At 71.3% G+C, this 25,272-nt stretch carries 23 protein-coding genes, 5 tRNA genes, 2 pseudogenes and 2 riboswitches; of the genes and pseudogenes, 12 read left to right on the top strand and 18 right to left on the bottom strand.

The window, feature by feature from the left end; translation table 11 throughout:
• Positions 1–187 precede the first annotated feature (187 nt).
• From pstB to BQ9890_RS09485, 12 genes are all read right to left on the bottom strand, one after another.
• On the bottom strand, positions 188–967 hold the full coding sequence (pstB, locus tag BQ9890_RS09425) for a phosphate ABC transporter ATP-binding protein PstB (protein ID WP_075891083.1): 780 nt from the start codon (positions 965–967) through the stop codon (positions 188–190).
• Positions 968–1,062: 95 nt separating this feature from the next.
• The gene (gene pstA, locus BQ9890_RS09430; protein WP_075891085.1) at positions 1,063–2,043 is read right to left on the bottom strand and encodes a phosphate ABC transporter permease PstA; all 981 of its coding nucleotides are present in this window, start codon (positions 2,041–2,043) and stop codon (positions 1,063–1,065) included.
• Positions 2,043–2,972, bottom strand: coding sequence for a phosphate ABC transporter permease subunit PstC (pstC, locus tag BQ9890_RS09435; protein ID WP_078062353.1), 930 nt, complete (start codon positions 2,970–2,972; stop codon positions 2,043–2,045). The genes pstA and pstC overlap by 1 nt, the downstream gene beginning before the upstream one ends.
• Positions 2,973–3,011: 39 nt before the next feature.
• Positions 3,012–4,139: a phosphate ABC transporter substrate-binding protein PstS gene (pstS, locus tag BQ9890_RS09440; protein ID WP_078062354.1), complete on the bottom strand. Its 1,128-nt coding sequence runs from the start codon at positions 4,137–4,139 to the stop codon at positions 3,012–3,014.
• A gap of 199 nt (positions 4,140–4,338) precedes the next feature.
• On the bottom strand, positions 4,339–4,821 hold the full coding sequence (locus BQ9890_RS09445; RefSeq protein WP_075891087.1) for a pyrimidine dimer DNA glycosylase/endonuclease V: 483 nt from the start codon (positions 4,819–4,821) through the stop codon (positions 4,339–4,341).
• 173 nt (positions 4,822–4,994) lie between these two features.
• Complete coding sequence (locus BQ9890_RS09450) at positions 4,995–5,366, bottom strand: fluoride efflux transporter FluC (RefSeq protein ID WP_075891089.1); 372 nt, start codon at positions 5,364–5,366, stop codon at positions 4,995–4,997.
• On the bottom strand, positions 5,363–5,908 hold the full coding sequence (locus BQ9890_RS09455; protein ID WP_078062573.1) for a FluC/FEX family fluoride channel: 546 nt from the start codon (positions 5,906–5,908) through the stop codon (positions 5,363–5,365). The genes BQ9890_RS09450 and BQ9890_RS09455 overlap by 4 nt, the downstream gene beginning before the upstream one ends.
• A complete protein-coding gene (locus tag BQ9890_RS09460; RefSeq protein ID WP_075891093.1) occupies positions 5,905–6,456 on the bottom strand; it encodes a universal stress protein in 552 nt (183 codons plus the stop codon). Before BQ9890_RS09460 ends, BQ9890_RS09455 begins: the two co-directional genes overlap by 4 nt.
• Before the next feature lie 42 nt (positions 6,457–6,498).
• A riboswitch (Fluoride riboswitch) is annotated at positions 6,499–6,571 on the bottom strand.
• A 104-nt stretch (positions 6,572–6,675) separates the two neighbouring features.
• Positions 6,676–6,747 (bottom strand) — tRNA-Lys (locus BQ9890_RS09465).
• 367 nt (positions 6,748–7,114) lie between these two features.
• On the bottom strand, positions 7,115–7,531 hold the full coding sequence (locus BQ9890_RS09475; protein ID WP_078062356.1) for a FluC/FEX family fluoride channel: 417 nt from the start codon (positions 7,529–7,531) through the stop codon (positions 7,115–7,117).
• Entirely contained in the window at positions 7,528–8,079 is a 552-nt protein-coding gene (locus tag BQ9890_RS09480) for a universal stress protein (RefSeq protein WP_075891093.1), read from the bottom strand. The genes BQ9890_RS09475 and BQ9890_RS09480 overlap by 4 nt, the downstream gene beginning before the upstream one ends.
• A gap of 42 nt (positions 8,080–8,121) precedes the next feature.
• Positions 8,122–8,194: riboswitch (Fluoride riboswitch) on the bottom strand.
• 104 nt (positions 8,195–8,298) lie between these two features.
• Positions 8,299–8,370, bottom strand: a tRNA-Lys gene (locus BQ9890_RS09485).
• Positions 8,371–8,499: 129 nt separating this feature from the next.
• Between BQ9890_RS09485 and BQ9890_RS09490 the strand changes: the two genes are divergently transcribed.
• The 4 genes from BQ9890_RS09490 (at position 8,500) to BQ9890_RS09505 (ending at position 14,391) form a co-directional block, all read left to right on the top strand.
• Positions 8,500–9,135, top strand: a complete 636-nt coding sequence (locus tag BQ9890_RS09490) for a hypothetical protein (protein ID WP_043535747.1) — start codon at positions 8,500–8,502, stop codon at positions 9,133–9,135.
• 60 nt (positions 9,136–9,195) lie between these two features.
• Positions 9,196–11,583 (top strand): RNA degradosome polyphosphate kinase, encoded by a 2,388-nt coding sequence (locus BQ9890_RS09495; protein WP_075891095.1) that lies wholly within the window; start codon positions 9,196–9,198, stop codon positions 11,581–11,583.
• 204 nt (positions 11,584–11,787) lie between these two features.
• Complete coding sequence (locus tag BQ9890_RS09500) at positions 11,788–12,825, top strand: NUDIX domain-containing protein (protein WP_075891097.1); 1,038 nt, start codon at positions 11,788–11,790, stop codon at positions 12,823–12,825.
• Between the two features lie 267 nt (positions 12,826–13,092).
• Positions 13,093–14,391 (top strand): multidrug effflux MFS transporter, encoded by a 1,299-nt coding sequence (locus BQ9890_RS09505; protein ID WP_078062574.1) that lies wholly within the window; start codon positions 13,093–13,095, stop codon positions 14,389–14,391.
• A 339-nt stretch (positions 14,392–14,730) separates the two neighbouring features.
• On the opposite strand, the gene BQ9890_RS09510 is transcribed toward BQ9890_RS09505, so the two are convergent.
• From BQ9890_RS09510 to BQ9890_RS09520, 3 genes are read right to left on the bottom strand one after another with little or no spacing between them, the layout of a single operon-like run.
• Positions 14,731–15,678, bottom strand: a complete 948-nt coding sequence (locus tag BQ9890_RS09510) for an EamA family transporter (protein WP_075891099.1) — start codon at positions 15,676–15,678, stop codon at positions 14,731–14,733.
• A gap of 48 nt (positions 15,679–15,726) precedes the next feature.
• Entirely contained in the window at positions 15,727–16,128 is a 402-nt protein-coding gene (msrB, locus tag BQ9890_RS09515) for a peptide-methionine (R)-S-oxide reductase MsrB (RefSeq protein ID WP_075891101.1), read from the bottom strand.
• A gap of 59 nt (positions 16,129–16,187) precedes the next feature.
• Positions 16,188–16,643 (bottom strand): hypothetical protein, encoded by a 456-nt coding sequence (locus tag BQ9890_RS09520; protein WP_075891103.1) that lies wholly within the window; start codon positions 16,641–16,643, stop codon positions 16,188–16,190.
• A 110-nt stretch (positions 16,644–16,753) separates the two neighbouring features.
• Between BQ9890_RS09520 and BQ9890_RS14875 the strand changes: the two genes are divergently transcribed.
• From BQ9890_RS14875 to BQ9890_RS09545, 4 genes are all read left to right on the top strand, one after another.
• Entirely contained in the window at positions 16,754–17,872 is a 1,119-nt protein-coding gene (locus BQ9890_RS14875; RefSeq protein ID WP_230297892.1) for an ABC transporter ATP-binding protein, read from the top strand.
• A 275-nt stretch (positions 17,873–18,147) separates the two neighbouring features.
• A complete protein-coding gene (locus BQ9890_RS09535; RefSeq protein ID WP_075891105.1) occupies positions 18,148–18,591 on the top strand; it encodes a phage holin family protein in 444 nt (147 codons plus the stop codon).
• Positions 18,588–18,920, top strand: a complete 333-nt coding sequence (locus BQ9890_RS09540) for a DUF3618 domain-containing protein (protein WP_075891107.1) — start codon at positions 18,588–18,590, stop codon at positions 18,918–18,920. The genes BQ9890_RS09535 and BQ9890_RS09540 overlap by 4 nt, the downstream gene beginning before the upstream one ends.
• A gap of 196 nt (positions 18,921–19,116) precedes the next feature.
• Positions 19,117–19,332 carry a DUF3073 domain-containing protein gene (locus tag BQ9890_RS09545; protein ID WP_075892997.1) on the top strand — a complete coding sequence of 72 codons (216 nt, stop codon included), beginning with the start codon at positions 19,117–19,119 and terminating at the stop codon, positions 19,330–19,332.
• A gap of 262 nt (positions 19,333–19,594) precedes the next feature.
• Here the strand turns inward: BQ9890_RS09545 and purM are convergent, their stop codons facing one another.
• The 3 genes and pseudogenes from purM to BQ9890_RS16725 all read right to left on the bottom strand — a co-directional run.
• A complete protein-coding gene (purM, locus tag BQ9890_RS09550) occupies positions 19,595–20,731 on the bottom strand; it encodes a phosphoribosylformylglycinamidine cyclo-ligase (RefSeq protein ID WP_075891109.1) in 1,137 nt (378 codons plus the stop codon).
• 183 nt (positions 20,732–20,914) lie between these two features.
• Positions 20,915–21,880 (bottom strand): annotated as a pseudogene (gene purF, locus BQ9890_RS09555) (amidophosphoribosyltransferase); the annotation flags it as partial.
• A gap of 936 nt (positions 21,881–22,816) precedes the next feature.
• Positions 22,817–23,605 (bottom strand): annotated as a pseudogene (locus BQ9890_RS16725) (mechanosensitive ion channel family protein); the annotation flags it as partial.
• 149 nt (positions 23,606–23,754) lie between these two features.
• On the opposite strand from BQ9890_RS16725, the gene BQ9890_RS09565 reads away from it, so the two are divergent.
• From BQ9890_RS09565 to BQ9890_RS14885, 4 genes are all read left to right on the top strand, one after another.
• A tRNA-Glu gene (locus BQ9890_RS09565) sits at positions 23,755–23,827 on the top strand.
• Between the two features lie 74 nt (positions 23,828–23,901).
• Positions 23,902–23,975, top strand: a tRNA-Asp gene (locus BQ9890_RS09570).
• Positions 23,976–24,001: 26 nt separating this feature from the next.
• Positions 24,002–24,077, top strand: a tRNA-Phe gene (locus tag BQ9890_RS09575).
• Between the two features lie 157 nt (positions 24,078–24,234).
• On the top strand, positions 24,235–25,272 hold a 1,038-nt coding region (locus tag BQ9890_RS14885), incomplete at its 3' end, for an ABC transporter ATP-binding protein (RefSeq protein ID WP_143226434.1).

Below are 25,272 nucleotides of genomic sequence, written 5' to 3' on the forward strand. Positions count from 1 at the left end.
CCCGCCGGTGAGCACGTTCCGAGCCCAGGGCTGCTCCCGCCCCGCACCGGCGGTGATCCCGCCCCACCCCGCCCTGCCCCGGCGCTGATCCCACTCCTCCCGTGCGCGGGGCGTGGGACGCCGCCGGACGGGATCGGGGGGCCGGGGCACGCGGCCCCGACCCCCCGAGGAGTCCCGCCCCCGGGACTCAGCCGAAACGACCCGAGATGTAGTCCTCGGTCGCCTTCTCGGAAGGCGTCGAGAAGATCTTCTCGGTCGAATCGAACTCCACGAGACGTCCCGGCTTCCCGGTCGCCTCGAGGTTGAAGAAGCCGGTCCGGTCGGAGACGCGGGCGGCCTGCTGCATGTTGTGGGTGACGATGACGATCGTGTACTCGTCCTTGAGGTCGTTCATGAGGTCCTCGATGGCGAGGGTGGAGATCGGGTCCAGGGCCGAGCAGGGCTCGTCCATGAGGAGGACCTCGGGGCGCACGGCGATGGCACGGGCGATGCACAGACGCTGCTGCTGCCCACCCGAGAGGGAGGATCCGGGCTTCTCGAGGCGGTCCTTGACCTCGTTCCACAGGTTGGACCCGCGCAGGGACTCCTCGACCAGGGTGTCCTGGTCCGACCTCGACATCCGGCGGGAGTTGAGCTTGACGCCGGCCAGCACATTGTCGCGGATCGACATGGTCGGGAACGGGTTGGGGCGCTGGAAGACCATGCCCACCCGCCGCCGGACCTGGACGGGGTCGATGTCCCTGCCGTAGATGTCGGTGCCGTCGAGCAGGACCTCGCCCTCCACACGCGCCCCGGGGATGGCCTCGTGCATGCGGTTGAGGGTGCGCAGGAAGGTCGACTTCCCGCAGCCGGAGGGCCCGATGAGGGCGGTGATGGCATGGGCGGGGATGTTGACGGTGACACCCTCCACGGCGAGGAAGTCGCCGTAGTAGATGGACTCGTCGGTGATTTCCAGACGGTTGGGCATCGTGGTCCTTCGTGGTCTCTGGGGGCGGGGGCGGGGCGGGTGATGCTGGGGTTCGGCGCTGGGGCGTGGCGTGGGGTCGGCAGTGGCCGCCCTCGTCAACGACCCTTGGGGGCGAACGCGCGCGCGATGCCCCGGGCGATGAGGTTGAGCAGCATGACGATGATGATCAGCACGAGGGCTGCGGCCCAGGCACGCTCGTAGTTGATGGTGGTGACGCAGTTCTCGACACCGGCGCGGCAGGTGGCCAGGCCCTGGGAGTACTGCCGGTAGACGTACACGGGCAGCGTGGTCATGCGCCCGTCGAAGGCGTTCGTGTTCATCTTCTCGATGAACCCGACCGTCATGAGCAGCGGGGCGGTCTCGCCGATGACACGCGCGATGGCGAGCATCACCGAGGTCGTCAGCCCCGCGGCGGAGGTGCGCAGGACGACCTTGACGATCGTGCGCCACTTGGGCACGCCCAGTGCGTAGGAGGCCTCGCGCAGCTCGTTGGGGACCAGGCGCAGCATCTCCTCCGAGGAGCGCACCACAGTGGGGATCATCAGCACGCTGAGCGCCACGGCACCCATGATGCCGGCCCGGTACCCGGACCCCACCGTGAGGGTGAAGAGCGCGGCGGCGAAGAGGCCCGCGACGATGGAGGGGATGCCTGTCATGACGTCGACGAAGAAGGTCGTGGCCTTCGCCAGGCGCGACCCCGCCCCGTACTCGACGAGGTAGATCGCGGCGAAGAGCCCGATGGGGGCGGAGATGACGGTCGCCCAGGCGGTGACGATCAGGGTGCCCACGATCGCGTGGGCGATCCCGCCGTCCGGCCTGCCGCCGAACACACCCACCATGTCCGTGGTGAGGAAGGACCAGGTCAGGCGCAGGTAGCCGTTGGAGACGACGGTCCAGACCAGGGAGACGAGGGGGACCATGGCGGCCAGGAAGGCCAGGGAGACGCCGACGAGGGCGACCTTGTCCTTGATGGCCCGGCGACGGTCCCAGGCGGGGTCCGAGGAGGCGAAGGGCGAGGTGCGCCCGTTGCGCACATCGCGCTGCGTGCCGGAGTCCGGGACGGAGGTGGTCGTCATCAGTTGGCTCCCGAGAACTCGGCCCGGCGCGAGACGATCCAGCGGGCGATGGAGTTGACGACCATCGTGATCGCGAAGAGCGCCAGACCCGTGGCGATGAGGGCTGAGGTGTTGATCCCCGTGGACTCGGGGAACTGCAGGGCGATGTTGGCCGCGATGGTCGAGTGCTTGCCCGCCTGGAGGATCTGCCAGGAGAAGGTATTGCCCACGGAGAGGACCATGACGACGGCCATCGTCTCCCCGAGGGCTCGACCCAGGCCCAGCATCGAGGCCGAGATGACCCCGGAACGCCCGAAGGGCAGGACTGCGATGCGCACCATCTCCCAGCGGGTGGCTCCCAGTGCCAGGGCGGCCTCCTCGTGGAGGGGGGGCGTCTGGAGGAAGACCTCACGCGACACGGAGGTGATGATCGGCAACACCATGACCGCGAGGATCAGGGCGGCGGAGGCGATGACGCGACCGGTCGGGGACGCGGGTCCCGCGAAGAGGGGGAACCAGCCCACGTGCTCCGCCAACCACGTCCAGAGGGGGACCAGCTTGGGGATCAACCAGATCGCGCCCCACAGGCCGTAGACGACCGAGGGGATCGCGGCGAGCAGGTCCACCAGGTATCCCAGGACCTGGGCGAGGCGGCGTGGCGCGTAGTGGCTGATGAAGAGCGCGATGCCCACCGAGATGGGCACGGCCACGACCATCGCGAGGACGGCGCCGAGGAGGGTGCCGAAGACCTGTGGCGCGGTGAAGGCCCAGATGGAGACCTCGTCGGAGGATCCCATGGTCCGGAAGCGGACGGAGGGATCACCCAGTGCGGGCCAGGCCCGCACGACCAGGAACACCGCGACGGCGGCGAGCGTGCAGAGGATGAGCACGGCCGCCGCGGTCGCGAGTCCCTTGAAGACCGCATTCCCGGTCTTCCCGGTGTTGTTCATGTGTCGATCAGTCCTGGGTGTGGGGGCGGGACAGGAGGATCACTGGATGGCGTCGAGGGCGGTGGTGACCTCGGAGCGCAGGGACTCACTCAGCGGAGCGGACCCGGCGTTCTCGGAGGCCATCTCCTGGCCCTCCTCGGAGACCTGGTAGGCGACGAAGGCCTTGACCAGCGCGCCCTCGGTGGCGTCGGAGTAGGAGGAGCACACGATCGAGTAGGAGATCAGCACCAGCGGGTAGGAGTCGTTGGTGTCGGGCACGCGGTTGACCGACAGCGCGAGGTCGTTGCCCTCGTGACCCTCGGTCCGGGTGGCCGTCTCCGCGGCCTTTGCGGCCGTGTCGTTGGAGAAGGAGACGAATGTGCCGTCCTTGGCCTCCAGGGCGACGGTGCCGAGGCTGCCGGCCTGGGAGGCGTCGGCGTAGCCGATCGCGCCCTGGCCCGCCTGGACGGCCTGGACCAGGCCGGAGGTCTTGTCGCCGGACTCGCCCCCGGAGACCGGCCAGTCCTTGCCGGCCTCGTCGGTCCAGACGTCGGGGGCCGCTGAGTGGAGGTACTCGGTGAAGTTCTCGGTGGTGCCGGACTTGTCGGCGCGGTGCACGGGGGTGATCGCCAGGTCGGGCAGGGTGACACCCGAGTTGGTGGCTGCGATGGCGGGGTCGTTCCAGTTCGTGATCTCACCGCGGAAGATCTTCGCGATGGTGGAGGCGTCCAGGTTGAGGGAGGTGACACCGTCCAGGTTGAAGATCACGGCGACCGGGGAGATGTAGACGGGCAGGGCCCAGGCGGCCGCCCCGCAGCGCTGCTCGGCGGCGGCGACCTCGTCCCCCTCCAGCGGGGCGTCGGACCCGGCCCAGGCGACCTGGCCGTCGGTGAACTGGGTGATGCCGGCACCTGAGCCGACCGCGTCGTAGGAGAGCGTCACATCGGGTTGCTGGGCGGAGAAACCGGCCTTCCAGGCCTCCATCGCCGCTTCCTGTGAGGAGGCGCCGGCACCGGCGAGGGAGCCGGAGAGCTCCGTCGTGCTGGCGTCGCTGCCGGATGCGGAGTCGCCGGAGGCGTCGTCACCGGACTCTGCGGAGGAACCGCAGGCCGCGAGGGAGGCGACGAGGGCGCCCGCACCGAGGACCACACCGGTGCGGGTGAAGCGGGAACGCAGTGACATCTTCATCTTCCGTTCTGCCGCCCGACGGACGGCTCATCATCACGCCGGAGTTGACCGGCTGTCCCACAAGCTAGGGAGCGCAGGTGTCCGGGCGGATCGACCCGGGTGAACATCCGGTGAACGACCCTGTGAGACGGACCACCCGTGCGGGCCCGTCCCGTGGGTCCGGAGGCCCCGGCGCGGCGCCCACCAGCTGCGGGAGCGCTCAGCTCCCACCGTCCTCGGCCCTCTCCCAGTCGGCGACGCCGCCCGGGACACGGTGGAAGAGGGGATGCGGATCCACACCGTCCCCCCCGACGGCCTCGAGTCGGGCGAGGTCACCGGGGCTGCGTCGACGCAGCTTCTCCGACAGGTGGCGCCGCTCGAGGGCCAGCTGCCCCGTGGTGACCTCCATGACGGGCCACGGGTCGCGCGGTCCCCCCTCCTGCTCCCCCACCGCGCTGCGCCGGATGATCCGGGAGGTGTCGAAGTGGTAGCCGCGTCGCGTGGCCTCCGCGGCGAGGCCCTCCAGGTACGCGCCGATGGCGGCCAGGGGGTCAGGGGTCCCACGGAAGCGACGCAGCTGGGGGTGGTGGGTGTAGCCGGTGGTGCGGCCGGCCAGCACCGCCTGTGCCAGGAGGGCCTCCCGCCAGCAGGCGACCAGGCCCTTGCCGTCGAGGTACACCGGGTGCAGCGACCACAACCTCATCCGTCCGTCCTTCCGCCCGGGAGCTCCACGTCCCGTCCCGACGGCCTCCGTCGGGACGACACCACCGTGCCATGGTCACAGGTGCCCGTCACCCCGCGACACGGACCCACCCCCGTCCCCGGAGGTGTCGTGCACCGGACCCGTCGGTCCGCGGGCCCGGCACACAGGGGAGGTCAGGAGCCGAGCAGGATCCCCACCCACCCGGACGTCAGGCTGAGCACGATCATGCCCCCCGCATGGACGGCCCCGGCCACCGGGCGGCCGGCGCGGAGGAGCCGGGCGCCCTCGACGCTGGCGGTGCTGAAGGTCGAGTACCCCCCCAGCAGGCCCGTGCCCAGCAGGGCCGCGACGGCCGCCACGGCGGGCAGACGCGACCCCAGTCCCGTGAGGAGCCCGATGAGGAAGCAGGCGCTGACGTTGACGACCACGGTGCCCAGGGGCATCGGCAGCCGGTTCCTCGCCGTGACCCATGAGTCGACGAGGAATCGCATGGCGGCACCGAGTCCCCCCATGAGGGCGATGCCGACCCACATGAGCGGACTCATGCCTGTCCCTCCCCATCCGTGGCGGGACCCGACGGTCCCGCTCCTGCACCGGCCGGACCGGGTGTCCCCGTCCCGCGACCGCGACGCCCCTCCCGCCACCGCACCACCGCGCCTGCGGCCAGGAATCCGGCCAGGGCCGCGACCAGCCCGCAGAGGACGCTCACCAGCACGTAGACCACGCCGACGAGGGCGCCCGCGCCGAACTGCGAGAGGAGGCGCTCACCCTCGAGGACGAACGTCGAGTAGGTGGTGAACCCCCCGATGACCCCGGTGCCCACGCCGATGCGCAGCACCTTGCGGACCCCGCTGTCGGGGCCCGTGAGTGCGAGCGTCTCCTGGAGGGCGCCGAGCAGGAAGGAGCCGAGGACGTTGATGAGGAACGTGGTCCAGGGGAACGCCCCGGGTGCCGGGGGGAACGCCCCCTCCAGAGCCGCGCGGACGAGGGTGCCCACCGCACTACCGAGCGCCACGAGGCCCGCCCACCCGGTGACGGGCACCCGGAGGGGGGCCGCTGCCCGCCGCGTCGCCGGGATCGGTGTCATGCCTGCCACGGGCCCTCCAGGTCCTTCCAGTCGACGACTCCCAGCGGCACCGTGAGCACGGGCCGGTGCTGGTGGTGGGCGAGGTGGGTGGACACCGAGCCCGTCACGAACTCCCTGAGCTGGGCGCCCCTCCCGCTCGTCCTCGTCCCCACCACGAGCACGCAGGCGTCGACCGCACGGGCGAGGTGGGTGAGGGCCCGGTCCGGGCGTCCCGCCAGGTAGTGGAAGTACCAGGGGACCCCGTCGGAGCCGAGTTGGTCCTGCGCCCAGGCCTCGAGACCGTCGCGCGTCCGCGTCCAGTCCCCGTCGAGGGAGTCCGGGCTCATCGGTGCGTGGACGACGCTGCCGTCGGGGTGCTCCTCGACGACGTAGCGGGACACGTCGGCGTAGGCGAGGTGCAGGGCGGGCGATCCGAGGGTCCGCGCGAGCGACTCCGCGGTGCGCAGCACCAGGGGGTCCTGGTGGGGGACGACGCCCACCACCACCGGTCTCCCGTCGAAGGGGACCATGCGTTCGATGCTGGGCTGGGGGACCTCGTGCGGAGCCATCTCCGACTCCCTCCCGGTGGGCACGACCCGCCCACCTCGTGTCAGTGGACAGGAACCATCAGCCATCGGGGCGGTTCGGGCTCGCGCCCTGGCGGGATCCATCGCCACGGCGATGATAGCAAGTCGTCCCCGCGTCCCCGCGGAGTGCCCGCACAAGGAGACGGAGGGGCACCGACGTCGGTGGCCACACCGGTGGGTGCACCACGGCCCGCGGAACGGTGGGCCCACAGGGACTCGAACCCTGAACCCACGGATTAAAAGTCCGCTGCTCTACCATTGAGCTATAGGCCCGCCCGACCATTGTAGAGGTCACCACCGGTCAGGAGCCGACGTCACCGCACCGTGGCGGACGGGCGCCGGAGCCACGTGCGACGGGGTCCCACCCGCCGCGCGTGACGCCCAGACACCGAGGAGGGCACCATGTCCCAGCAGCACCGCACCCCGCGCAGGCCCGCCATGCTCGAGGCCGAGGACGCGGAGTACATCATCGGGGACGAGGACCCCGCAGACGGCGCCGCACTGGCCCACACCTCCGCCTGGGCACTCATGGGGGTGGGGGACGACGAGTTCGGCCCGGAGGCCGTGGCACGGCTGCGCGAGACGATCCGCACGGAGGGCACCGACGTCGTGGCCGACATGTGGTCCCGCAGCCCCGAGTTCACACTNGGGCCGCGACCAGCCCGCAGAGGACGCTCACCAGCACGTAGACCACGCCGACGAGGGCGCCCGCGCCGAACTGCGAGAGGAGGCGCTCACCCTCGAGGACGAACGTCGAGTAGGTGGTGAACCCCCCGATGACCCCGGTGCCCACGCCGATGCGCAGCACCTTGCGGACCCCGCTGTCGGGGCCCGTGAGTGCGAGCGTCTCCTGGAGGGCGCCGAGCAGGAAGGAGCCGAGGACGTTGATGAGGAACGTGGTCCAGGGGAACGCCCCGGGTGCCGGGGGGAACGCCCCCTCCAGAGCCGCGCGGACGAGGGTGCCCACCGCACTACCGAGCGCCACGAGGCCCGCCCACCCGGTGACGGGCACCCGGAGGGGGGCCGCTGCCCGCCGCGTCGCCGGGATCGGTGTCATGCCTGCCACGGGCCCTCCAGGTCCTTCCAGTCGACGACTCCCAGCGGCACCGTGAGCACGGGCCGGTGCTGGTGGTGGGCGAGGTGGGTGGACACCGAGCCCGTCACGAACTCCCTGAGCTGGGCGCCCCTCCCGCTCGTCCTCGTCCCCACCACGAGCACGCAGGCGTCGACCGCACGGGCGAGGTGGGTGAGGGCCCGGTCCGGGCGTCCCGCCAGGTAGTGGAAGTACCAGGGGACCCCGTCGGAGCCGAGTTGGTCCTGCGCCCAGGCCTCGAGACCGTCGCGCGTCCGCGTCCAGTCCCCGTCGAGGGAGTCCGGGCTCATCGGTGCGTGGACGACGCTGCCGTCGGGGTGCTCCTCGACGACGTAGCGGGACACGTCGGCGTAGGCGAGGTGCAGGGCGGGCGATCCGAGGGTCCGCGCGAGCGACTCCGCGGTGCGCAGCACCAGGGGGTCCTGGTGGGGGACGACGCCCACCACCACCGGTCTCCCGTCGAAGGGGACCATGCGTTCGATGCTGGGCTGGGGGACCTCGTGCGGAGCCATCTCCGACTCCCTCCCGGTGGGCACGACCCGCCCACCTCGTGTCAGTGGACAGGAACCATCAGCCATCGGGGCGGTTCGGGCTCGCGCCCTGGCGGGATCCATCGCCACGGCGATGATAGCAAGTCGTCCCCGCGTCCCCGCGGAGTGCCCGCACAAGGAGACGGAGGGGCACCGACGTCGGTGGCCACACCGGTGGGTGCACCACGGCCCGCGGAACGGTGGGCCCACAGGGACTCGAACCCTGAACCCACGGATTAAAAGTCCGCTGCTCTACCATTGAGCTATAGGCCCGCCCGACCATTGTAGAGGTCACCACCGGTCAGGAGCCGACGTCACCGCACCGTGGCGGACGGGCGCCGGAGCCACGTGCGACGGGGTCCCACCCGCCGCGCGTGACGCCCAGACACCGAGGAGGGCACCATGTCCCAGCAGCACCGCACCCCGCGCAGGCCCGCCATGCTCGAGGCCGAGGACGCGGAGTACATCATCGGGGACGAGGACCCCGCAGACGGCGCCGCACTGGCCCACACCTCCGCCTGGGCACTCATGGGGGTGGGGGACGACGAGTTCGGCCCGGAGGCCGTGGCACGGCTGCGCGAGACGATCCGCACGGAGGGCACCGACGTCGTGGCCGACATGTGGTCCCGCAGCCCCGAGTTCACACTCCCGGGGGCACTGTGGCGCCTCTACCTCCTGGCCGAGTGGTACCGGGAGGACCGCGTGCCCGTCGAGCTCCGCTTCGAGGAGGGCCGTGGGGCGCGCATCATCCCCGGGCTCGAGCCGCCCGTCGCCGTCCCCGACCTCGCGACGGTCATGGGGGAGGTCGACGCCCTGCTCCAGGGCAGGCGCACCGACGACGACCTCGCCGACATCATCACCGCCTCCGCCCGCCTCATGCGTGTCCTCGCCGCCGGGGAGACACACGGCGCCTCCTGGATCGAGGACCCCTCCGACCCGCTCGCGCACCCGGTCACCACCCGTGCGCGTGCCCTCGTCCGCACCGCCGACGAACTCGACGAGGCCGCCCGCCACGCCGAGGTCGGCACCCTCAACTGACACCTGACGGACACCTTCGCCTGGTACACCTGCCGCTGACCTCTCCCAGGAAGGGACGCCATGTCCGACACCCCCACCTTCTCCGCCCCCGACGACTCCTGGCCCGGCCCCGCCCCCGACGAGGGCGACGACGCCGCCCCGGATCCCGCACCGGCCCCCGCACAGGGCGTCGAGGCGGCACGCGCGGACGAGTTCTTCGTCCCCGCCGACGACGCCTCCCTGGTGGGCGTCGAGCACGAGGACGCGGAGTACGACGACGAACCGACCACCCGTGGGGACACCTCGACCACCCTGGAGGTGCCACTCGACACCTCCACCCCCCTGGGCGAGGACGAACCCCTCCCCAAGGGCCGGTTCGCGGAGCGGGAACTGTCCTGGATGGCCTTCGACGAGCGGGTGCTCGAGCAGTCGGAGGACCTCGACCTGCCGCTGCTGGAGCGCGGGTGGTTCTCCGCGATCTTCTCCTCGAACCTGGACGAGTTCTACATGGTGCGTGTCGCCGGCCTCAAGCGGCGCCTGGCGGCGGGCATCGCGAAGGCCTCGGCCTCCGGCCTCGAGCCCCGCCAGGTCCTGGAGGGGATCCAGAAACGCACCCGGGAGCTCACGGCACGCCAGGCCCGTGACTTCCAGGAGGAGATCCTGCCCGCCCTGGATGCCGAGGGCATCCACCTGCGCCACTGGGAGGCACTCTCCCCCGAGCAGCGCGACCGGATGACGGCCTACTTCCGCCGCCAGATCTTCCCGGTGCTCACCCCCCTGGCCGTCGACCCGTCCCACCCGTTCCCCTACATCTCGGGCCTGTCCCTGAACCTCGCGGTGGTGGTGCGCAACCCCGTCACCCACAAGCTGCACTTCGCCCGGGTGAAGGTCCCCCAGTCCCTGCCGCGCCTCATCAACGTCGACACCGCAGGACGCGGAGGCACGCCCGAGGACTTCGTCGGCACGGAGACGGGCGCCACCTTCATCACCCTGGAGGACGTGGTCCGCGCCCACCTGGAGCACCTCTTCCCCGGAGTGGAGATCGTGGAGGCGCACAGCTTCCGCGTCACGCGCAACGAGGACCTGGAGGTGGAGGAGGACGACGCGGAGAACCTGCTCACCGCCATGGAGGAGGAGCTCCTGCGCCGCCGCTTCGGACCCGTGGTCAGGTTGGAGGTCGAGGACACGATCTCCCGCTTCGTCCTGGACTTCCTGGAGGAGAAGCTGGAGATCTCCTCCGCGGACGTCATCCAGCTCCCAGCCCCCCTGGACCTCACCCTGTGCAACGACCTCCACGACCTGGAGATCACCCATCTCAAGTACCCGAAGTACGTCCCCGTCACGGCTGCCGGCCTCGCGGAGGTCGAGTCCGCGCGGCCCACGGACATCTTCGCCGCCATCCGCAGCCACGACGTCCTCCTGCACCACCCCTACGACTCCTTCGCCACCTCCGTGCAGGCCTTCATCAGCCAGGCGGCCCGCGATCCCCACGTCCTGGCCATGAAGCAGACGCTGTACCGCACCTCCTGGGACTCCCCGATCGTCTCCGCCCTCATCGAGGCCGCCCAGAACGGGAAGCAGGTCGTCGCCATCGTCGAGATCAAGGCACGCTTCGACGAGGAGGCCAACATCTCCTGGGCCCGCAAGCTCGAACGTGCCGGCGTCCACGTGGTCTACGGCATGGTGGGTCTCAAGACGCACTGCAAGCTCTCCCTGGTGGTGCGCCAGGAGGCCGACGGACTGCGCCGCTACTGCCACATCGGCACCGGCAACTACCACCCCAAGACGGCACGCGGCTACGAGGACCTGGGCCTGCTGACCTGCGACCGCGACGTCGCCCAGGACCTCACGCGCCTCTTCAACCAGCTCTCCGGCTACGCTCCGCGCTCCACCTTCCACCGGCTCCTCGTCGCACCGCTGTCGATCCGCCCGGGACTCATCGAGCGCATCAACGGCCAGATCGCGCGCAGACGCGCCGGGCAGGACGCCTGGGTGGGCATCAAGGTCAACTCCGTGGTCGACGAGGCCGTCATCGACGCCCTCTACCGCGCCTCCCAGGCAGGGGTGCAGGTGGACGTCCTCGTGCGCGGCATCTGCGCCATCCGGGCAGGTGTCCCCGGGCTGTCGGAGAACATCCGTGTGCGCTCCATCCTCGGTCGCTACCTGGAGCACTCACGCATCTACGCGTTCGGACCCGAGGGCGAGGAGGAGGTGTGGATCGGCTCGGCGGACCTCATGCACCGCAACCTCGACCGCCGTGTCGAGGCGCTCGTGCGCATCGCGGACCCCGCCCAGGTCTCCTACCTCGCCGACCTGGTCCGGCGCGGTGTCGCACCGACGACGTCCTCGTGGGCGCTGCGCAAGGACGGCACGTGGAAGCGCCGCTCCCACGACAAGCGGGGCCGCCCCCTGGAGGACATCCAGACGACCCTCATGGCGGAGGCCTCGGCGCGCGTCATCGGCCGCTGATGCCCCCTCGGGGTTGACGGGGGCGGGACCCGCCGCCGTGACCCGGGCGGAACCGGCCACACCACGAGGGCGGCCCCACCGGGCTGGCGAGGGCGGACCCCACCCCCCGTCCGGTCCGCGCAGGAGAGGTCCCGCAGGCAGACGCACCGTCCTCCACGCCCCGACCGTGTGCAGGGCCGGCGCCGCGGCGGCTACCCTTGACACGTGTCCAGGTCCAAGCCCTCCCCGATCCCCTCGCGCCTCGTCCGCGCGGCCGGGTCACTCGTGTGGAGGTTCAGGGACCACTCCCGCACCCCGGTGCCCGGCGAACCCGTCGACGCCACCGAGATCGAGGTCCTCCTCGTGCACCGCCCCCGCTACGGGGACTGGTCCTGGCCCAAGGGCAAGACGGAGGTCAACGAGCCCGTCCCCGTCGCGGCCGTCCGTGAGGTCGAGGAGGAGACGGGTGTCGCCGTGGCCCTGGGTGCGCCCCTGACCACGCAACGCTACCGACTGGGTGCCGGCCACACCAAGGAGGTCCACTACTGGGTGGGACAGGCGCTGGGACCGGGGCCCGCCCTGCGCACGCGCCGCCCGGTCCAGGCCGCCTCCCGCCGCGAGATCGACTCCTCCCGGTGGATGCCTCCCTCCAGGGCACACTCCCTGATCACGCGCCGCGGCGACCGTCGCCTCCTCTCCGAGCTGGTCACCCGGGCGGAGGCAGGAACCCTGGTCACCTCCACGCTGACGCTGCTGCGCCACTCGAAGGCGGTGTCGCGCTCCTCCTGGCACGGTGAGGAGGGCACTCGCGTCCTCACCCGCCTGGGGGTGCGCCAGTCCATCGACCTGGTGGAACTGCTCTCGGCCTTCGGGACCACGGAACTCAACAGCTCCCCCTGGACCCGTTGCCGCGCGACCATCGGGCCCTACGCCTCCCTCGCCGGCATCCAGCCCCGGCTCATCGACGCCCTCACCGAGGAGGCCGCCCGTCGTGACCCCGGTGCCGCGCAGGCCGTGGTGACCGATCTGGTCTCCCGCCCCCACGACCCGACCGTCCTGTGCGTGCACCGCCCGACCCTGCCCCTGCTCATGGCCCCGCTCCAGGACGCCACCCCCACCCAGCTGAAGGGTGCGTACCCGGGCGAGTCGCCCTGGTTGGCGACCTCGGAGGCCCTGATGGTCCACGTCGCCCACCACGGGGAACCCGAGGTCATCGGCGTGGAGACGCACTCGACGTACACCAAGCTCCTCGTCCCCTGCTGACCGCACCCGCCCCCGGGGCCCGCACACCGACACCCCGGACCCGCCCCTCTCCACGTCGTGGACGACCCCGGCGCCCGGGAGGGTTCCCCGGAGTACAGTCCTCAGGTCCGCCCTCGTGAACGCGGGACGCCGCGGGGGGCGGCCACGGGCACGCGACCGGCTGGGCACTCCCCCGGGCGCGGGAACAGAGGAGGCGGCGGAGTCGTGCGACTGGGTGACTCCGCGGGCGGAAGGGGCCGGAGCCGGCCCCGGGACGAGGGCGGGAACATGCACGGGGACCAGGGCAGTCTCGGGGGCGGGGACGCGCACGGCGACGAGGGCGCTCCCGGGAGCGGGGACGCGCACGGGTTCACCGGAGGAGCAGTCACCGTCGGTCTGCTGGTGGCCCTGGCCGTGCAGAACGCGGTGCCACCCTTCGCCACGGACATGTACTCCCCCGCATTCCCACAGGTCACCGAGTCGCTGGCCACCACCTCCTCCCTGGTGGGTCTGACACTGACCACCTTCTTCATCGGGATGGGCACCGGGCAGGTCCTGGGAGGATCCATCTCCGACCAGCTCGGCCGGCGTGTCCCGATGATCCTGGGAGGACTGCTGTGTGCGCTGGGAGGCCTCGTGTGTGCGTTGGCCCCCACGATCTGGGTCCTCATCGCGGGCCGTCTGCTGCAGGGCCTGGGTGGTGGGGCTGCCGCCGCCGTGGGCCGTGCCGTGCTGGTGGACCTGACGCACGGGAACCAACTGGCCCGCACGATGACCCTGCTGCAGGCGATCGGAGGACTGGCCCCCATGGTCGCCCCGGTGCTCGGTGGGGTGATCACCACGTGGGCGACCTGGCGCGAGACCTTCTGGTTCCTGACGGTCTTCGGGCTGGTGATGATGACCCTGGCCTGGCACTTCGTGCCCGAGTCGCTGCCCCCGCAGCAACGGCACAGCGGCGGGATGGGACGGTTCGTGTCGGGGATCTCAGGCGTGCTGCGAGAGCACGTCTTCGTCGGGTTCATGCTCACCAGCGCCTTCTCCGGGTTCTGCATGTTCGCCTACATCGCGAACTCCTCCTACGTGCTCCAGGTGCAGAAGGGTCTCTCGCCCCTGCAGTACTCCCTGTTCTTCGCGGCCAATGCGACCACGGCCATGCTGGTCGCGCTGCTGAACGCACGTCTGGTGGGCTGGGTGCACCCTCGCACCCTCATCCGCACCGGCCTGTCCCTGTCCGCCCTCGCCGTGGCGGTCCTGGCCTGCTCGGTGCTCCTCTGGGACACGGCCCTGGTGCCACTGTGCGTGGGCTTCGTGGTGCTGATGTCGGCACAGTCCTTCGTCTTCGGGAACTCTGCGGCCCTCGCCCTGGGCAGTGTGCCCTTGCTCGCGGGGACGGCCTCGGCGGTCCTGGGTCTGGTCCAGTCCCTCGCGACCGCACTCTCGGCCCCACTGGCGAGCTCCGGGGGCGGGACCAGTGCCGTACCGATGCTGCTGGTCATGGTCGTGGGTGTGACCCTGGCCTGGGTCTCCTTCCTGGCCGTGGGACGCGCAGGCGGCTCCCGTGACGGCGTGCCGGTACTGGCGGACTGACCGCTTCCTGGCGAGAACCCGTGCCCGCAGGTGCGGGCACAGTTCGCGGAACGTCCGCGCACGTGGATCAGCCCGCGCGTCAGGCGGCCCGACCCGCTGCACGCATGCAGGTCGCTGGTACCCGACCACGCCGACCGCCCCGTCCACGTCGAGCACGCCGACCATCAGCAGTGACCATCCTGAATGCCCACGAGGCCGACGGAGCGTGTCATCACTTTCGGAGGCACTCACAAAAATTGAGCACACACAGAAACAGACATCCGCCGCGTGCTCCTCCAAGCCCTGCGAAGGCCCTTCGGTCGACCGATCCTCCAGTGGCGGGCGAGGGTCCGCGATGAATCACTCGGTCAGTGGCCCGCCCGACTCCCCCGACCCGTCCAACTCCCCCGACCCGTCCACCCCACCGACCGGCATGCTCCCCTGCTCACTGCGCGAGGCCACCCAGACCGCCACCGAGATGAGGACCAGCCCGGCCAGCTCCCACACCCCGGGCACCTGACGCAGCATGACGGCTCCCACGAGGGCGGAGGTGGCGGGCAGGAGCGCCGTGAACAGGGCGAAGGTCGCGGCACTCAGGCGCGACATGGCCAGGGCCTCGAAGGAGTAGGGCAGGACGGTGGAGAGCACCCCGACTCCGACCACTGCTGCCGCCAGGTGCCAGGAAGTGAACACGGCCGAACCCCCGGGCGCGAGGACCGGTGCGAACACGAGGCCCCCGACCGCGCAACCGAGAGCGAGGTTGGTGATCCCCGAGCGGCGCGAGGCGATGCGCTGACCCAGCACGATGTAGCCCGCCCACAGCGCCGCAGCCGCCAGGATCCATGCGATCCCGGCACCCACCCCGGGGGTGCCCAGGTCCAGTCCGAGGCCACCGATGGCCACCACCCCGCCCAGTGCGAGTCCCGCGGCGACACGCGGCGCCACGCCCCGACCCCGCAGGACCGCCACGGACACCGGGCCCAGGAACTCCAGGGACACCGCGACCCCCAACGGGATGCGGGCGATGGCCTCGTAGAAGGAGATGTTCATCCCCGTGAGCACGAGGCCGAAGACCGCCGAGCGCCACAGGTCGCCGAACCCCAGGCCCGCCCGCCACGGGCGGCGCCAGACCAGGAGCACGACGGCCGCCACCGTCACGCGCCACCATGCGACCGATGCCGGTTCGATGACCGCGAAGAGCCCGACGGCGATGGCCGCGCCGATGTACTGGACCAGGGCGGAGGCGACGATGAAGAGCTGGGCGGGGACACGCTCAACCAGCCGGGCGGCGTCGGGACGGGATTCCACCGCCCCAGCCTGCCACCTCCGGGACCCCGGACGTGCAGGCGCCCGGACTCACTCCCCCGCTGGGTCGAAGGTGAGTGCCACGGAGTTCATGCAGTAGCGCAGCCCGGTGGGCTGCTCGGGCGCGTCCTCGAAGACGTGGCCCAGGTGGGAGCCGCAGTTCGCGCAGCGGACCTCGGTGCGCACCATCCCGTGCGAGGAGTCGGTCGAGGTGGTCACGGCCGCGTCCTCCGGGTCGAAGAAGCTCGGCCAACCGCAGTGGGAGTCGAACTTGGTGTCGGACCGGAACAGCTCCGCCCCGCAGGCCCGGCAGCGGTAGACCCCCTCCCGGTCCTCGCCCAGGAGCTCACCCGTGAAGGGGCGCTCCGTCCCGGCTTCGCGCAGCACGTGGTGCTCCATCGGCGACAGCACGCGGCGCCACTCGATCTCGGTGCGGTCAGGCTTCTCGGTCATACCCCGATTGTCGGCGCACCCCGGCTGCGGCGCCACCGCGGGGAGGTGTGGGGCGCAGGTCAGTCCGCCTGCCCGGAGCCATCCGGGTGGATCGCTGGCATGACACGCGTGGCATCGAGCGCCTCGTCATCCGTTGCGACCCTGATCCGGGGCCCGTCGCCGCTCTCCTGCGCAGGTCCGTCCCCCGACCCGCTCGACGGCTTCCCGCCGCCCCCGGGCTTCCCACCCGGCTCGGCCTGCTGCGGGTCACCCCCTGTGGTCCCGTCCCCGTCGTCGGCGGACTCCGCGGACGCCTTGACCACGACCTCGACCCCCTCATCCGTGGGGGGCGCCGAGGTACCGGTCAGGGCGGAGCCGGAGCGCACCGCTCGCATCATCGCAGTCTGCTCACGCTCGGCCATCACGTCGTCACCGGGGCCGGAGAAGATCGCGCTGCGCTCCTCGGCATCGGGCGACCCGGAGTAGAGCCGCTCGCCCTTGCCGACGGGAGGGGTCGGCGTGTCCTGTGCGGGCACGCCCGTCCCGGACGTCGACGAGGGCGACGCCGCCTCCTCCGCTGCCTGCGCGGTGCGGGCGGCCGCTCCCCGCGCGGGGGCGGACGACGGCNGTGCCCCGCGAGGTCGTGGTGCGCGCACTCGACCTGACCAAGGTGTACGGAAGCGGCGCGAGCGCGGTGCAGGCCCTGGACGGGGTGGACCTGGACATCATGAGAGGCCACCTCACGGCCGTCATGGGTCCCTCGGGATCCGGCAAGTCCACGTTGATGCAGCTCCTGGCCGGCCTCGACACACCCACCTCGGGCAGGGTGATCCTGGACGGTCACGACCTCACCGCCCTCGACGACGATGCCCTGACGGCCCTGCGACGCGACTCCATCGGCTTCGTCTTCCAGGGGTTCAACCTGGTCCCGACCCTGAGTGCGCGCGACAACATCACCCTGCCCGCGACCATCGCCGGGCGCCACGTCTCCGAGCAGAGGTTGGCGGAGGTGGCGGAGGCCTTCGGGCTCGTGGACCGGCTCGATCACCGGCCCTCCGAGCTTTCCGGGGGCCAGCAGCAGCGCGTGGCCATCGCCCGTGCCGTCGCGACGGGGCCCTCGGTGGTGTTCGCCGACGAGCCCACGGGCAACCTCGACTCCGCCTCCTCCCGGGAGGTCCTCTCCCTGCTGCGGTCCGCGGTCGACTCCATGGGCCAGACGGTGGTGATGGTCACCCATGACCCCGAGGCGGCACTGTGGGCCGACCGCGTCCTCCACCTCGTGGACGGTCAGATCGCCGCCGACCTCGACGCCCCCACCCGGGAGACCCTCGTCACCTCACTGGGCGGGTCCGGGCAGGCCCTCGCCGCGCTGCCGAGCCGTCGGTCGCGGGACCAGCGCGTCATCGACGAGTTCGAGCTCCCCGATCGCAGCGCCCCGGGCGTCGACGATGCACCTGCCGTGTGGCCCCACGGGACGCGTCGGGGGGGCGACGAGGCCGAGGACACCCGGACCCAGGAGATTGCGCTGCTGGCGGTGGAGCGTGTGCGCGCCCTCGACGCCGCCGTGGCGCGCAACGCCGCGGCACCCGACGCGCTGCGTGAGGAACTCGGCGCGGACCAGATCCGGACCGCCCTCGAGCGCCTCTCCCCCACTCCCGCACTCCCCGCCGAGTCCGCGGAGGTCGTGGAGCAGGCACGCCGCATCCTCGGGGAGCTGCCCGGCCCGGTCGTGCCCGACGAGGGCGGGACCGACGCACACGGCTGAGCAGGTCGGACCGGTGCAGTTGTGCACGGTATCCGCGACCGACGTCGGGCCGTCGAGCGGGATCCCGAGGTGCTCGTCCCGCGCAGTCGTGGGGAATGCCGCACAATGGGAACAGACCCTCGGCTGCTGGCGCCCCCGGCGGGAGGGTCCAGCATCACAGCTGGCCCCCCGCACGTCATGCCCACCGGACGGATGTGCACGATGCTGTGGGAGACTGGTCACTCAGCGGGACCTGGACGGAGGCCCCGGGGTACGTATGAAGGAGAGTGCACGCGATGTCGACTGACGAGGACCACCGGTTCGGACCGGGGCTGTCCGACGACGACCCGGCGCAGGGGAGACCGGCCACCTTGGGCGAGCTCTTCGCGAAGCTGTCCGAGCAGGTGTCGACCCTGGTCCAGGGCGAGATCGAACTCACCAAGACCAAGGCCACCGCATTCATCAAGAAGGTCGGCGCAGGCGGCGCCCTCATCGCGGTCGGTGCCTTCCTGGCCCTGTACCTGCTCTGGTGGATCTTCCACACCATCGAGGTGGCCATCGCCGTGGCACTGCCCGCCTGGGCAGCGGCACTCATCGTCACGGCCCTCATCGCCGTGGTCATCGCGGTCCTCGTCCTGATCGGTGTGAAGCTGGTCAAGAAGGGCCAGGAACACACACCGACCCCGCAGGTCGGACTGCAGCAGGACGTCGACGCCTTCAAGAAGGGGCTGGGCAAGTGAGCGACCAGGACATCCGCACCCCTGAACAGATCCAGGCAGATCTGGCCGCCACACGCGCCCAGATGAGTGCCACGGTCGACGAGCTGGTCCAGACACTCAAGCCGTCCACCCAGGTCCGCCGGGCCCGAGACCGGGCACAGGTGAAGGCCGCGGAACTGTGGGATCTCTCCCTCTCCACGGCCAAGCGCCTGCGCGAGCGCGCCAGCGACACCTTCGAGGACGCCCGCTCGGGCGACCGCGAGGCGCTTGTGCGCGTGGGGGCCGTGGCAGCAGCGACGGCCGGAGTGGTCGGCCTGTGCGTCCTGCGCGCAGTCCGACGCCATTCCTGAGCACACACATCCGGGGCACCCGGGCATCGCACCGCTGCCGGTGTGGCACGCACCCATGACCACGTCCGTCCGCTGGTGTCCACGGACCGGAATGCGACCGCCGGGGGTCTGCACGCTATGATGGCCCCACGACAGATTTTGACCAGATCAGGGAACCGCTGTTGCGGACCCGCACGACGTGGAGGGGGTCGACGCCATGGGGCGCGGCCGTCAGAAGGCCAAGCAGACGAAAGTCGCACGCAAGCTGAAGTACTTCAGCCCTGATACCGATCTCAGTGCCCTCCAGCGGGAGCTGGCCTCGGCACACGGGGACTCGGACCACGACCCGTACTCGAAGTACGCCGAGGAAGCTGACGACGACTCCGACGATCCGGACCAGGACGTCTGGTCCCACACCGGATCGGGTCACTGACCCCACACCCTCCGGATTCCACCTGTCCACCCCACACCTCCGGGGGCACGGTGGGTCCATGGGCGCTGCGCACACCCCGCGGGGTGGCGCGGCTCCGGTGTGAATGACCGGAACCACCGCCGCCTCGCCCCGTCGACTTCGGCGGGAACGCACCCGGCGTCGGGGCCGGCGTGGAGCGGAGTCCGGCAGACCCACACCCCACCCACCTCCCGGCCCTTGGACGGGCCGACCGTGTGGTGGTCGACTGCGCGGCTCGGTGCACTCAGGCCGTGAGGTACGTCCCGTGCAGCTCGACGCTCCCACCCTGGACCCCCTTGGTACCGGACACCGTGCGGATGTCCGCCCCCGCCCGGGAGAGCCCGTGGTCGCCCTCGTCCACGTCCCCGAGCACCCACGCGTCGATGCCCGCCCCGCGCACGGTGGCCAGCGCCTCTTCGGCGGCGTCCGCGCCGACCACCGCCACCATGCCGACGCCCAGGTTGAGTGAGTCCTCCAGGGCCTCCCAGGAGATGCTGCCGCTCCGGCGCACCCAGTCGAAGACCGCGGGCACCACCCAGGAACCGCGCTCGACCCTCGCACCCAGCCCGACCGGCAGCACGCGCGCCAGGTTCGCACCCAGCCCGCCACCCGTCACGTGGGAGAGGGCGTGGAGGCCGTCCTCGCCCACGCCCAGTGCCTCGACCAGGTCCAGGCAGACCTTCGTGTACAGGCGGGTGGGTTCCAGCAGTTCCTCGCCCAGGGTGCGTCCGAAGGCCTCGACCTCGTGCCCGAGGTCCGCGCCAGAGAGCTCGACGACGCGCCTCACCAGCGAGTACCCGTTGGAGTGGAGCCCGGAGGAGGCCATGGCCACCAGGACGTCACCAGCACGCACCCGCTGCGGCCCCAGCACCAGGTCTGCGTCCACGACGCCCGTGGCCGCACCCGCGATGTCGTAGTCCTCGGGCGCCATGAGCCCGGGGTGCTCGGCGGTCTCCCCACCCACCAGCGGGCATCCGACCGCCTCACAGGCGCGCGCGATGCCGGTGACGATGGCGGCGATCCTCTCGGGGATGACCTTCCCGCAGGCGATGTAGTCGGTCATGAGCACGGGGCGCGCCCCCACCACGACGATGTCGTCGACGACCATGCCCACCAGGTCCTGGCCGATGGTGTCGTGGACGCCCAACGCCTGTGCGATGGCGATCTTCGTGCCCACCCCGTCGGTGGAGGTGGCCAGCAGGGGGCGGCGCATGCCCAGCAGCGCCGAGGCGTCCACCATGCCCGCGAAGCCGCCCGTGGCGGAGAGGACCGTGGAGTCGTGGGTGCGCGAGACCGCGGACTTCATCAGCTCCACGGCCCGGTCCCCGGCGGCGGTGTCGACGCCCGCGGAGGCGTAGTCGAGGGGTGTCTGCTCACTCATGGGTGCTCCTGGGGGACGGGGTGGTGGGGAGGGACGACTGGAGGAGGGCCGGGGAGGGAGCCGGGCCGGGTTGCGCGGACGACGGGAGCGGACCTCGGCCGGCGGGAGAGCGGACTTCGAGGGCAGAAGAGAGCGGACTTCGACCCCAGAAGTGAGCGGACTTCGGCATGGGGAGCACGGGGGTCAGACCGTGGCGCCGGGGGTGCCGGGGATCGGGGTGCCCTTCTCGATCGTCTCCGGGTAGGAGCCGGAGAAGCAGCCCAGGCAGAGGCTGGTCCCCTGTCCGGTCGCCTCCACCATGCCCCTCAACGAGAGGTAGCCGAGTGAGTCCGCCCCGATGGAGGAGCACACCTCGGTCACGTCCATGGAGGCGGCGATCAGCTCCGCCCGCGTGGGGAAGTCGATGCCGAAGAAGCAGGGCCAGTTCACGGGCGGCGAGGAGATGCGCACGTGGACCTCCGCGGCCCCGGCCTCACGCAGCATCCGCACCAGGGCGCGCTGGGTGTTGCCGCGCACGATCGAGTCGTCGATGACGATGAGCCGCTTGCCCTCGATGACCTCGCGCAGCGGGTTGAGCTTGAGGCGGATGCCGAGCTGGCGCAACGACTGCGTGGGTTGGATGAAGGTGCGCCCCACGTAGGAGTTCTTCACCAGACCCTGGGCGAAGGGGATCCCGGACTCCTGGGCGTAGCCGATGGCTGCGGGTGTCCCGGACTCCGGGGTGGGGATCACCAGGTCGGCGTCGACGGGGTTCTCCTGGGCCAGGATCGCCCCCATGCGCCGCCGCGTCGCCACGATCTGGCGACCACCGATGATGGTGTCGGGACGGGCCAGGTAGACGTACTCGAAGACGCAGGTGCTGGCGCGGGTGACGGCGAAGCGGCGGGAGTGCACACCGTTGTCGTCGATGGCGATGAGTTCCCCCGGCTCGACCTCGCGCACGAAGGTGGCGCCCACCAGGTCCAGGGCGGAGGTCTCCGAGGCCACCACCCAGCCCCGTGACAGGCGCCCGAGCACCAGGGGCCGGTAGCCGTGGGGGTCACGCGCAGCGTAGAGCGTGTGCTCGTCCATGAATACCAGGGAGAAGGCGCCCTTCAGGCGGGGGAGGACCTTCAGTGCCGCGGGGACCAGTGCCGGGGGCTCCGGGTCACCCAGGGGGGCCGACGAGGGCGGGTGCGGGTCCGTGTGCGTCCCGGCGGACAGGGCACCGGTGACACCTGCGGGGACGTCCCCGCCTCCGGAACCGGTCCCCCCCGCGGTGGTGTCCACCCCACCGGCGGANCCCGTCGGCCCTGCGGTGGCTCCCGCTCCGGATGCCCCGGTGGTGGAGGCCGGGTCGGGTGAGGGGGACGGGGGTGCCTCCCGGGCGAGGCGCGTCGCGGTGGCCTCGTCATAGCGACGGGCGATCTCCTGGAGTTCGTCCACGGTGAAGACCCGGGTGCGTTCCGAGTCGGGGACGCCGGAGGCATCCGTGGGGGCAGGACTCACCTCCGAGGCATCCTTCGCCGGTCCCCCGCTGGCTGCCTCACGTTGGCGGGCGACCAGGGCGCGTCGACGCGCCCGCTTCGCCTTGCGACGGGCCGCCTGGACACGCGCGGCGTGGAAGGCGTCGAGAGGCTTCACGTCGGCCTGGGCGGGTGCGGGAGCGGACCCGTCATCCGTGCCGGTGTGGGACTTCCCACCCCCGGCGGTCGTGTCCGGTCCGGCGATGCCCGACAGCTCGGTGGCCAGGCGCGCGACCACCTCCCGTGAGGTGTCGTGTGTCACGGTCACCGTGTCCTGGAGCTGGTAGCGCTCGACCGGACGGGCCCACGCCTCCTCCGAGGAGATCCACGAGATCAGGTTCTCCCGCAGGTAGCACCGCAGGTCCCACAGAGCTCCGGAGTCCTTGGCGGAGACCAGGACGCGCACCGTCACGGAATTCGCGTCGGAGTCGGTCATCTGCACACTCCAGGTACGCCCGTCCCACAGGTTGGTGGCGAGCAGCAGGTGCTCGACCTTCTCGCGGATCTGCGCCATGGGCGCCGCCCAGTCCAGGGTGAGTTCGATGGTGCCGAGCTGGCGCGCAGCGCGGCGCGTCCAGTTCTCGAAGGGCTTGGAGGCGAACTCCGTGGAGGGCATGATCAGGCGTCGCTCGTCCCACACACGCACCACGACGTAGGTGAGGGTGATCTCCTCGATCGCACCGGAGTCCTGGTTGTCGCCGACCACCACCACGTCCCCCACCCGGATGGCATCCGTGAAGGCCAGCTGGATGCCGGCGAAGACGTTGCCCAGGGTGGCCTGGGCGGCGAGGCCGGCGATGACGGAGACGACGCCCGCGGATGCGAGCACCGTGCTCATCACCGTGCTCACGCCGGGGAAGGTGACGAGGACCGCCCAGGACAGCCCGATGAGGACCACCACGGCCTGGAGGAGGCGCCGCAGCACCTGGGCCTGGGTCTCGAAGCGACGTGAGACCCCTCCGTCCGCCGCGTGGCGCAGACGGGCCGCGTCCTCGACCACCCACATCGCGGAGTAGAGGACCCACGTGGTTGCAGCAATCCCCAGGACGCGCAGCACCTGGTGCCCGAAGGTGACCCAGCCCGCAGCCTGGATCGTGGAGGCATCCGCACCCTGGAGATCGATGTCCAGGGCGATCCTGTACCCCAACCACGCCCCCCATGCCATGAGTGCCCAGTAGAACGGGCCGCGCGTCCGGTGCAGGAGTGCCGAGATGATGCGGGTGCGCCCCAGCGCTGCCCGCATGAGCAGGGAGATCACGAAGGCCAGGACGATGCCCGCGACCACTCCGATGACGACACCCAGCACGAGGTACGCGACGTTCAGTGCGCTCTGCACCGCCTGGTCCCCGGTGTCCGCTGCCACGATCATGCCCCCAGCCTAGGCGGGAGGGCTGGGAGGTCACAGGGACCGGGACGGGAGCTCGCGGTGAGTGGGCTCACAGGCCCCCGTTTTGCCAAGGCCACGCCGTTCTGCATATGATCTTCCTCGTCCTCGGGCGCAAGTCCGACGGCCACCGGGCCCCCATCGTCTAGTGGCCCAGGACACCGCCCTTTCACGGCGGCGACACGGGTTCGAATCCCGTTGGGGGTACTCCTTCGGGAGCGCTCCTCCCGGAGTCGCGGTGGTGGATGGCAACAACTCAATAGGTCTCGTACCTGTTGCGAGGCCCCGTAGCGCAGTTGGTTAGCGCGCCGCCCTGTCACGGCGGAGGTCGCGGGTTCAAGTCCCGTCGGGGTCGCCGACCAGACCGGTAGGTCCGGTCCTGGCTCTGTAGCTCAGTTGGTAGAGCGTTCGACTGAAAATCGAAAGGTCACCGGATCGACGCCGGTCGGAGCCACCAGTACCCCGGGATCCCACAGGGATCCCGGGGTTTTTCGATCTCCGCGCCGCAGCCCCGCCAGCTCCTGCCCCCGCCCTCGTCGACGGGCGCGCAGGGGATGGACGGCACGCGACCCGCGGAGGGCCCCCGCTCCGCTCCCACGGGGGACAATGGAGCCATGTCCTCCTCCCATGCCCGGCCGCGCCGCAGGTGGTGGTGGCCCTGGAGGCGCCGCACGGATCGTGGCACCCGGGACGTCCCCGTGCCCCGCGAGGTCGTGGTGCGCGCACTCGACCTGACCAAGGTGTACGGAAGCGGCGCGAGCGCGGTGCAGGCCCTGGACGGGGTGGACCTGGACATCATGAGAGGCCACCTCACGGCCGTCATGGGTCCCTCGGGATCCGGCAAGTCCACGTTGATGCAGCTCCTGGCCGGCCTCGACACACCCACCTCGGGCAGGGTGATCCTGGACGGTCACGACCTCACCGCCCTCGACGACGATGCCCTGACGGCCCTGCGACGCGACTCCATCGGCTTCGTCTTCCAGGGGTTCAACCTGGTCCCGACCCTGAGTGCGCGCGACAACATCACCCTGCCCGCGACCATCGCCGGGCGCCACGTCTCCGAGCAGAGGTTGGCGGAGGTGGCGGAGGCCTTCGGGCTCGTGGACCGGCTCGATCACCGGCCCTCCGAGCTTTCCGGGGGCCAGCAGCAGCGCGTGGCCATCGCCCGTGCCGTCGCGACGGGGCCCTCGGTGGTGTTCGCCGACGAGCCCACGGGCAACCTCGACTCCGCCTCCTCCCGGGAGGTCCTCTCCCTGCTGCGGTCCGCGGTCGACTCCATGGGCCAGACGGTGGTGATGGTCACCCATGACCCCGAGGCGGCACTGTGGGCCGACCGCGTCCTCCACCTCGTGGACGGTCAGATCGCCGCCGACCTCGACGCCCCCACCCGGGAGACCCTCGTCACCTCACTGGGCGGGTCCGGGCAGGCCCTCGCCGCGCTGCCGAGCCGTCGGTCGCGGGACCAGCGCGTCATCGACGAGTTCGAGCTCCCCGATCGCAGCGCCCCGGGCGTCGACGATGCACCTGCCGTGTGGCCCCACGGGACGCGTCGGGGGGGCGACGAGGCCGAGGACACCCGGACCCAGGAGATTGCGCTGCTGGCGGTGGAGCGTGTGCGCGCCCTCGACGCCGCCGTGGCGCGCAACGCCGCG

The sequence above is a fragment of the Actinomyces provencensis genome, assembly GCF_900155435.1.
GTDB classification, from domain to species: domain Bacteria; phylum Actinomycetota; class Actinomycetes; order Actinomycetales; family Actinomycetaceae; genus Pauljensenia; species Pauljensenia provencensis.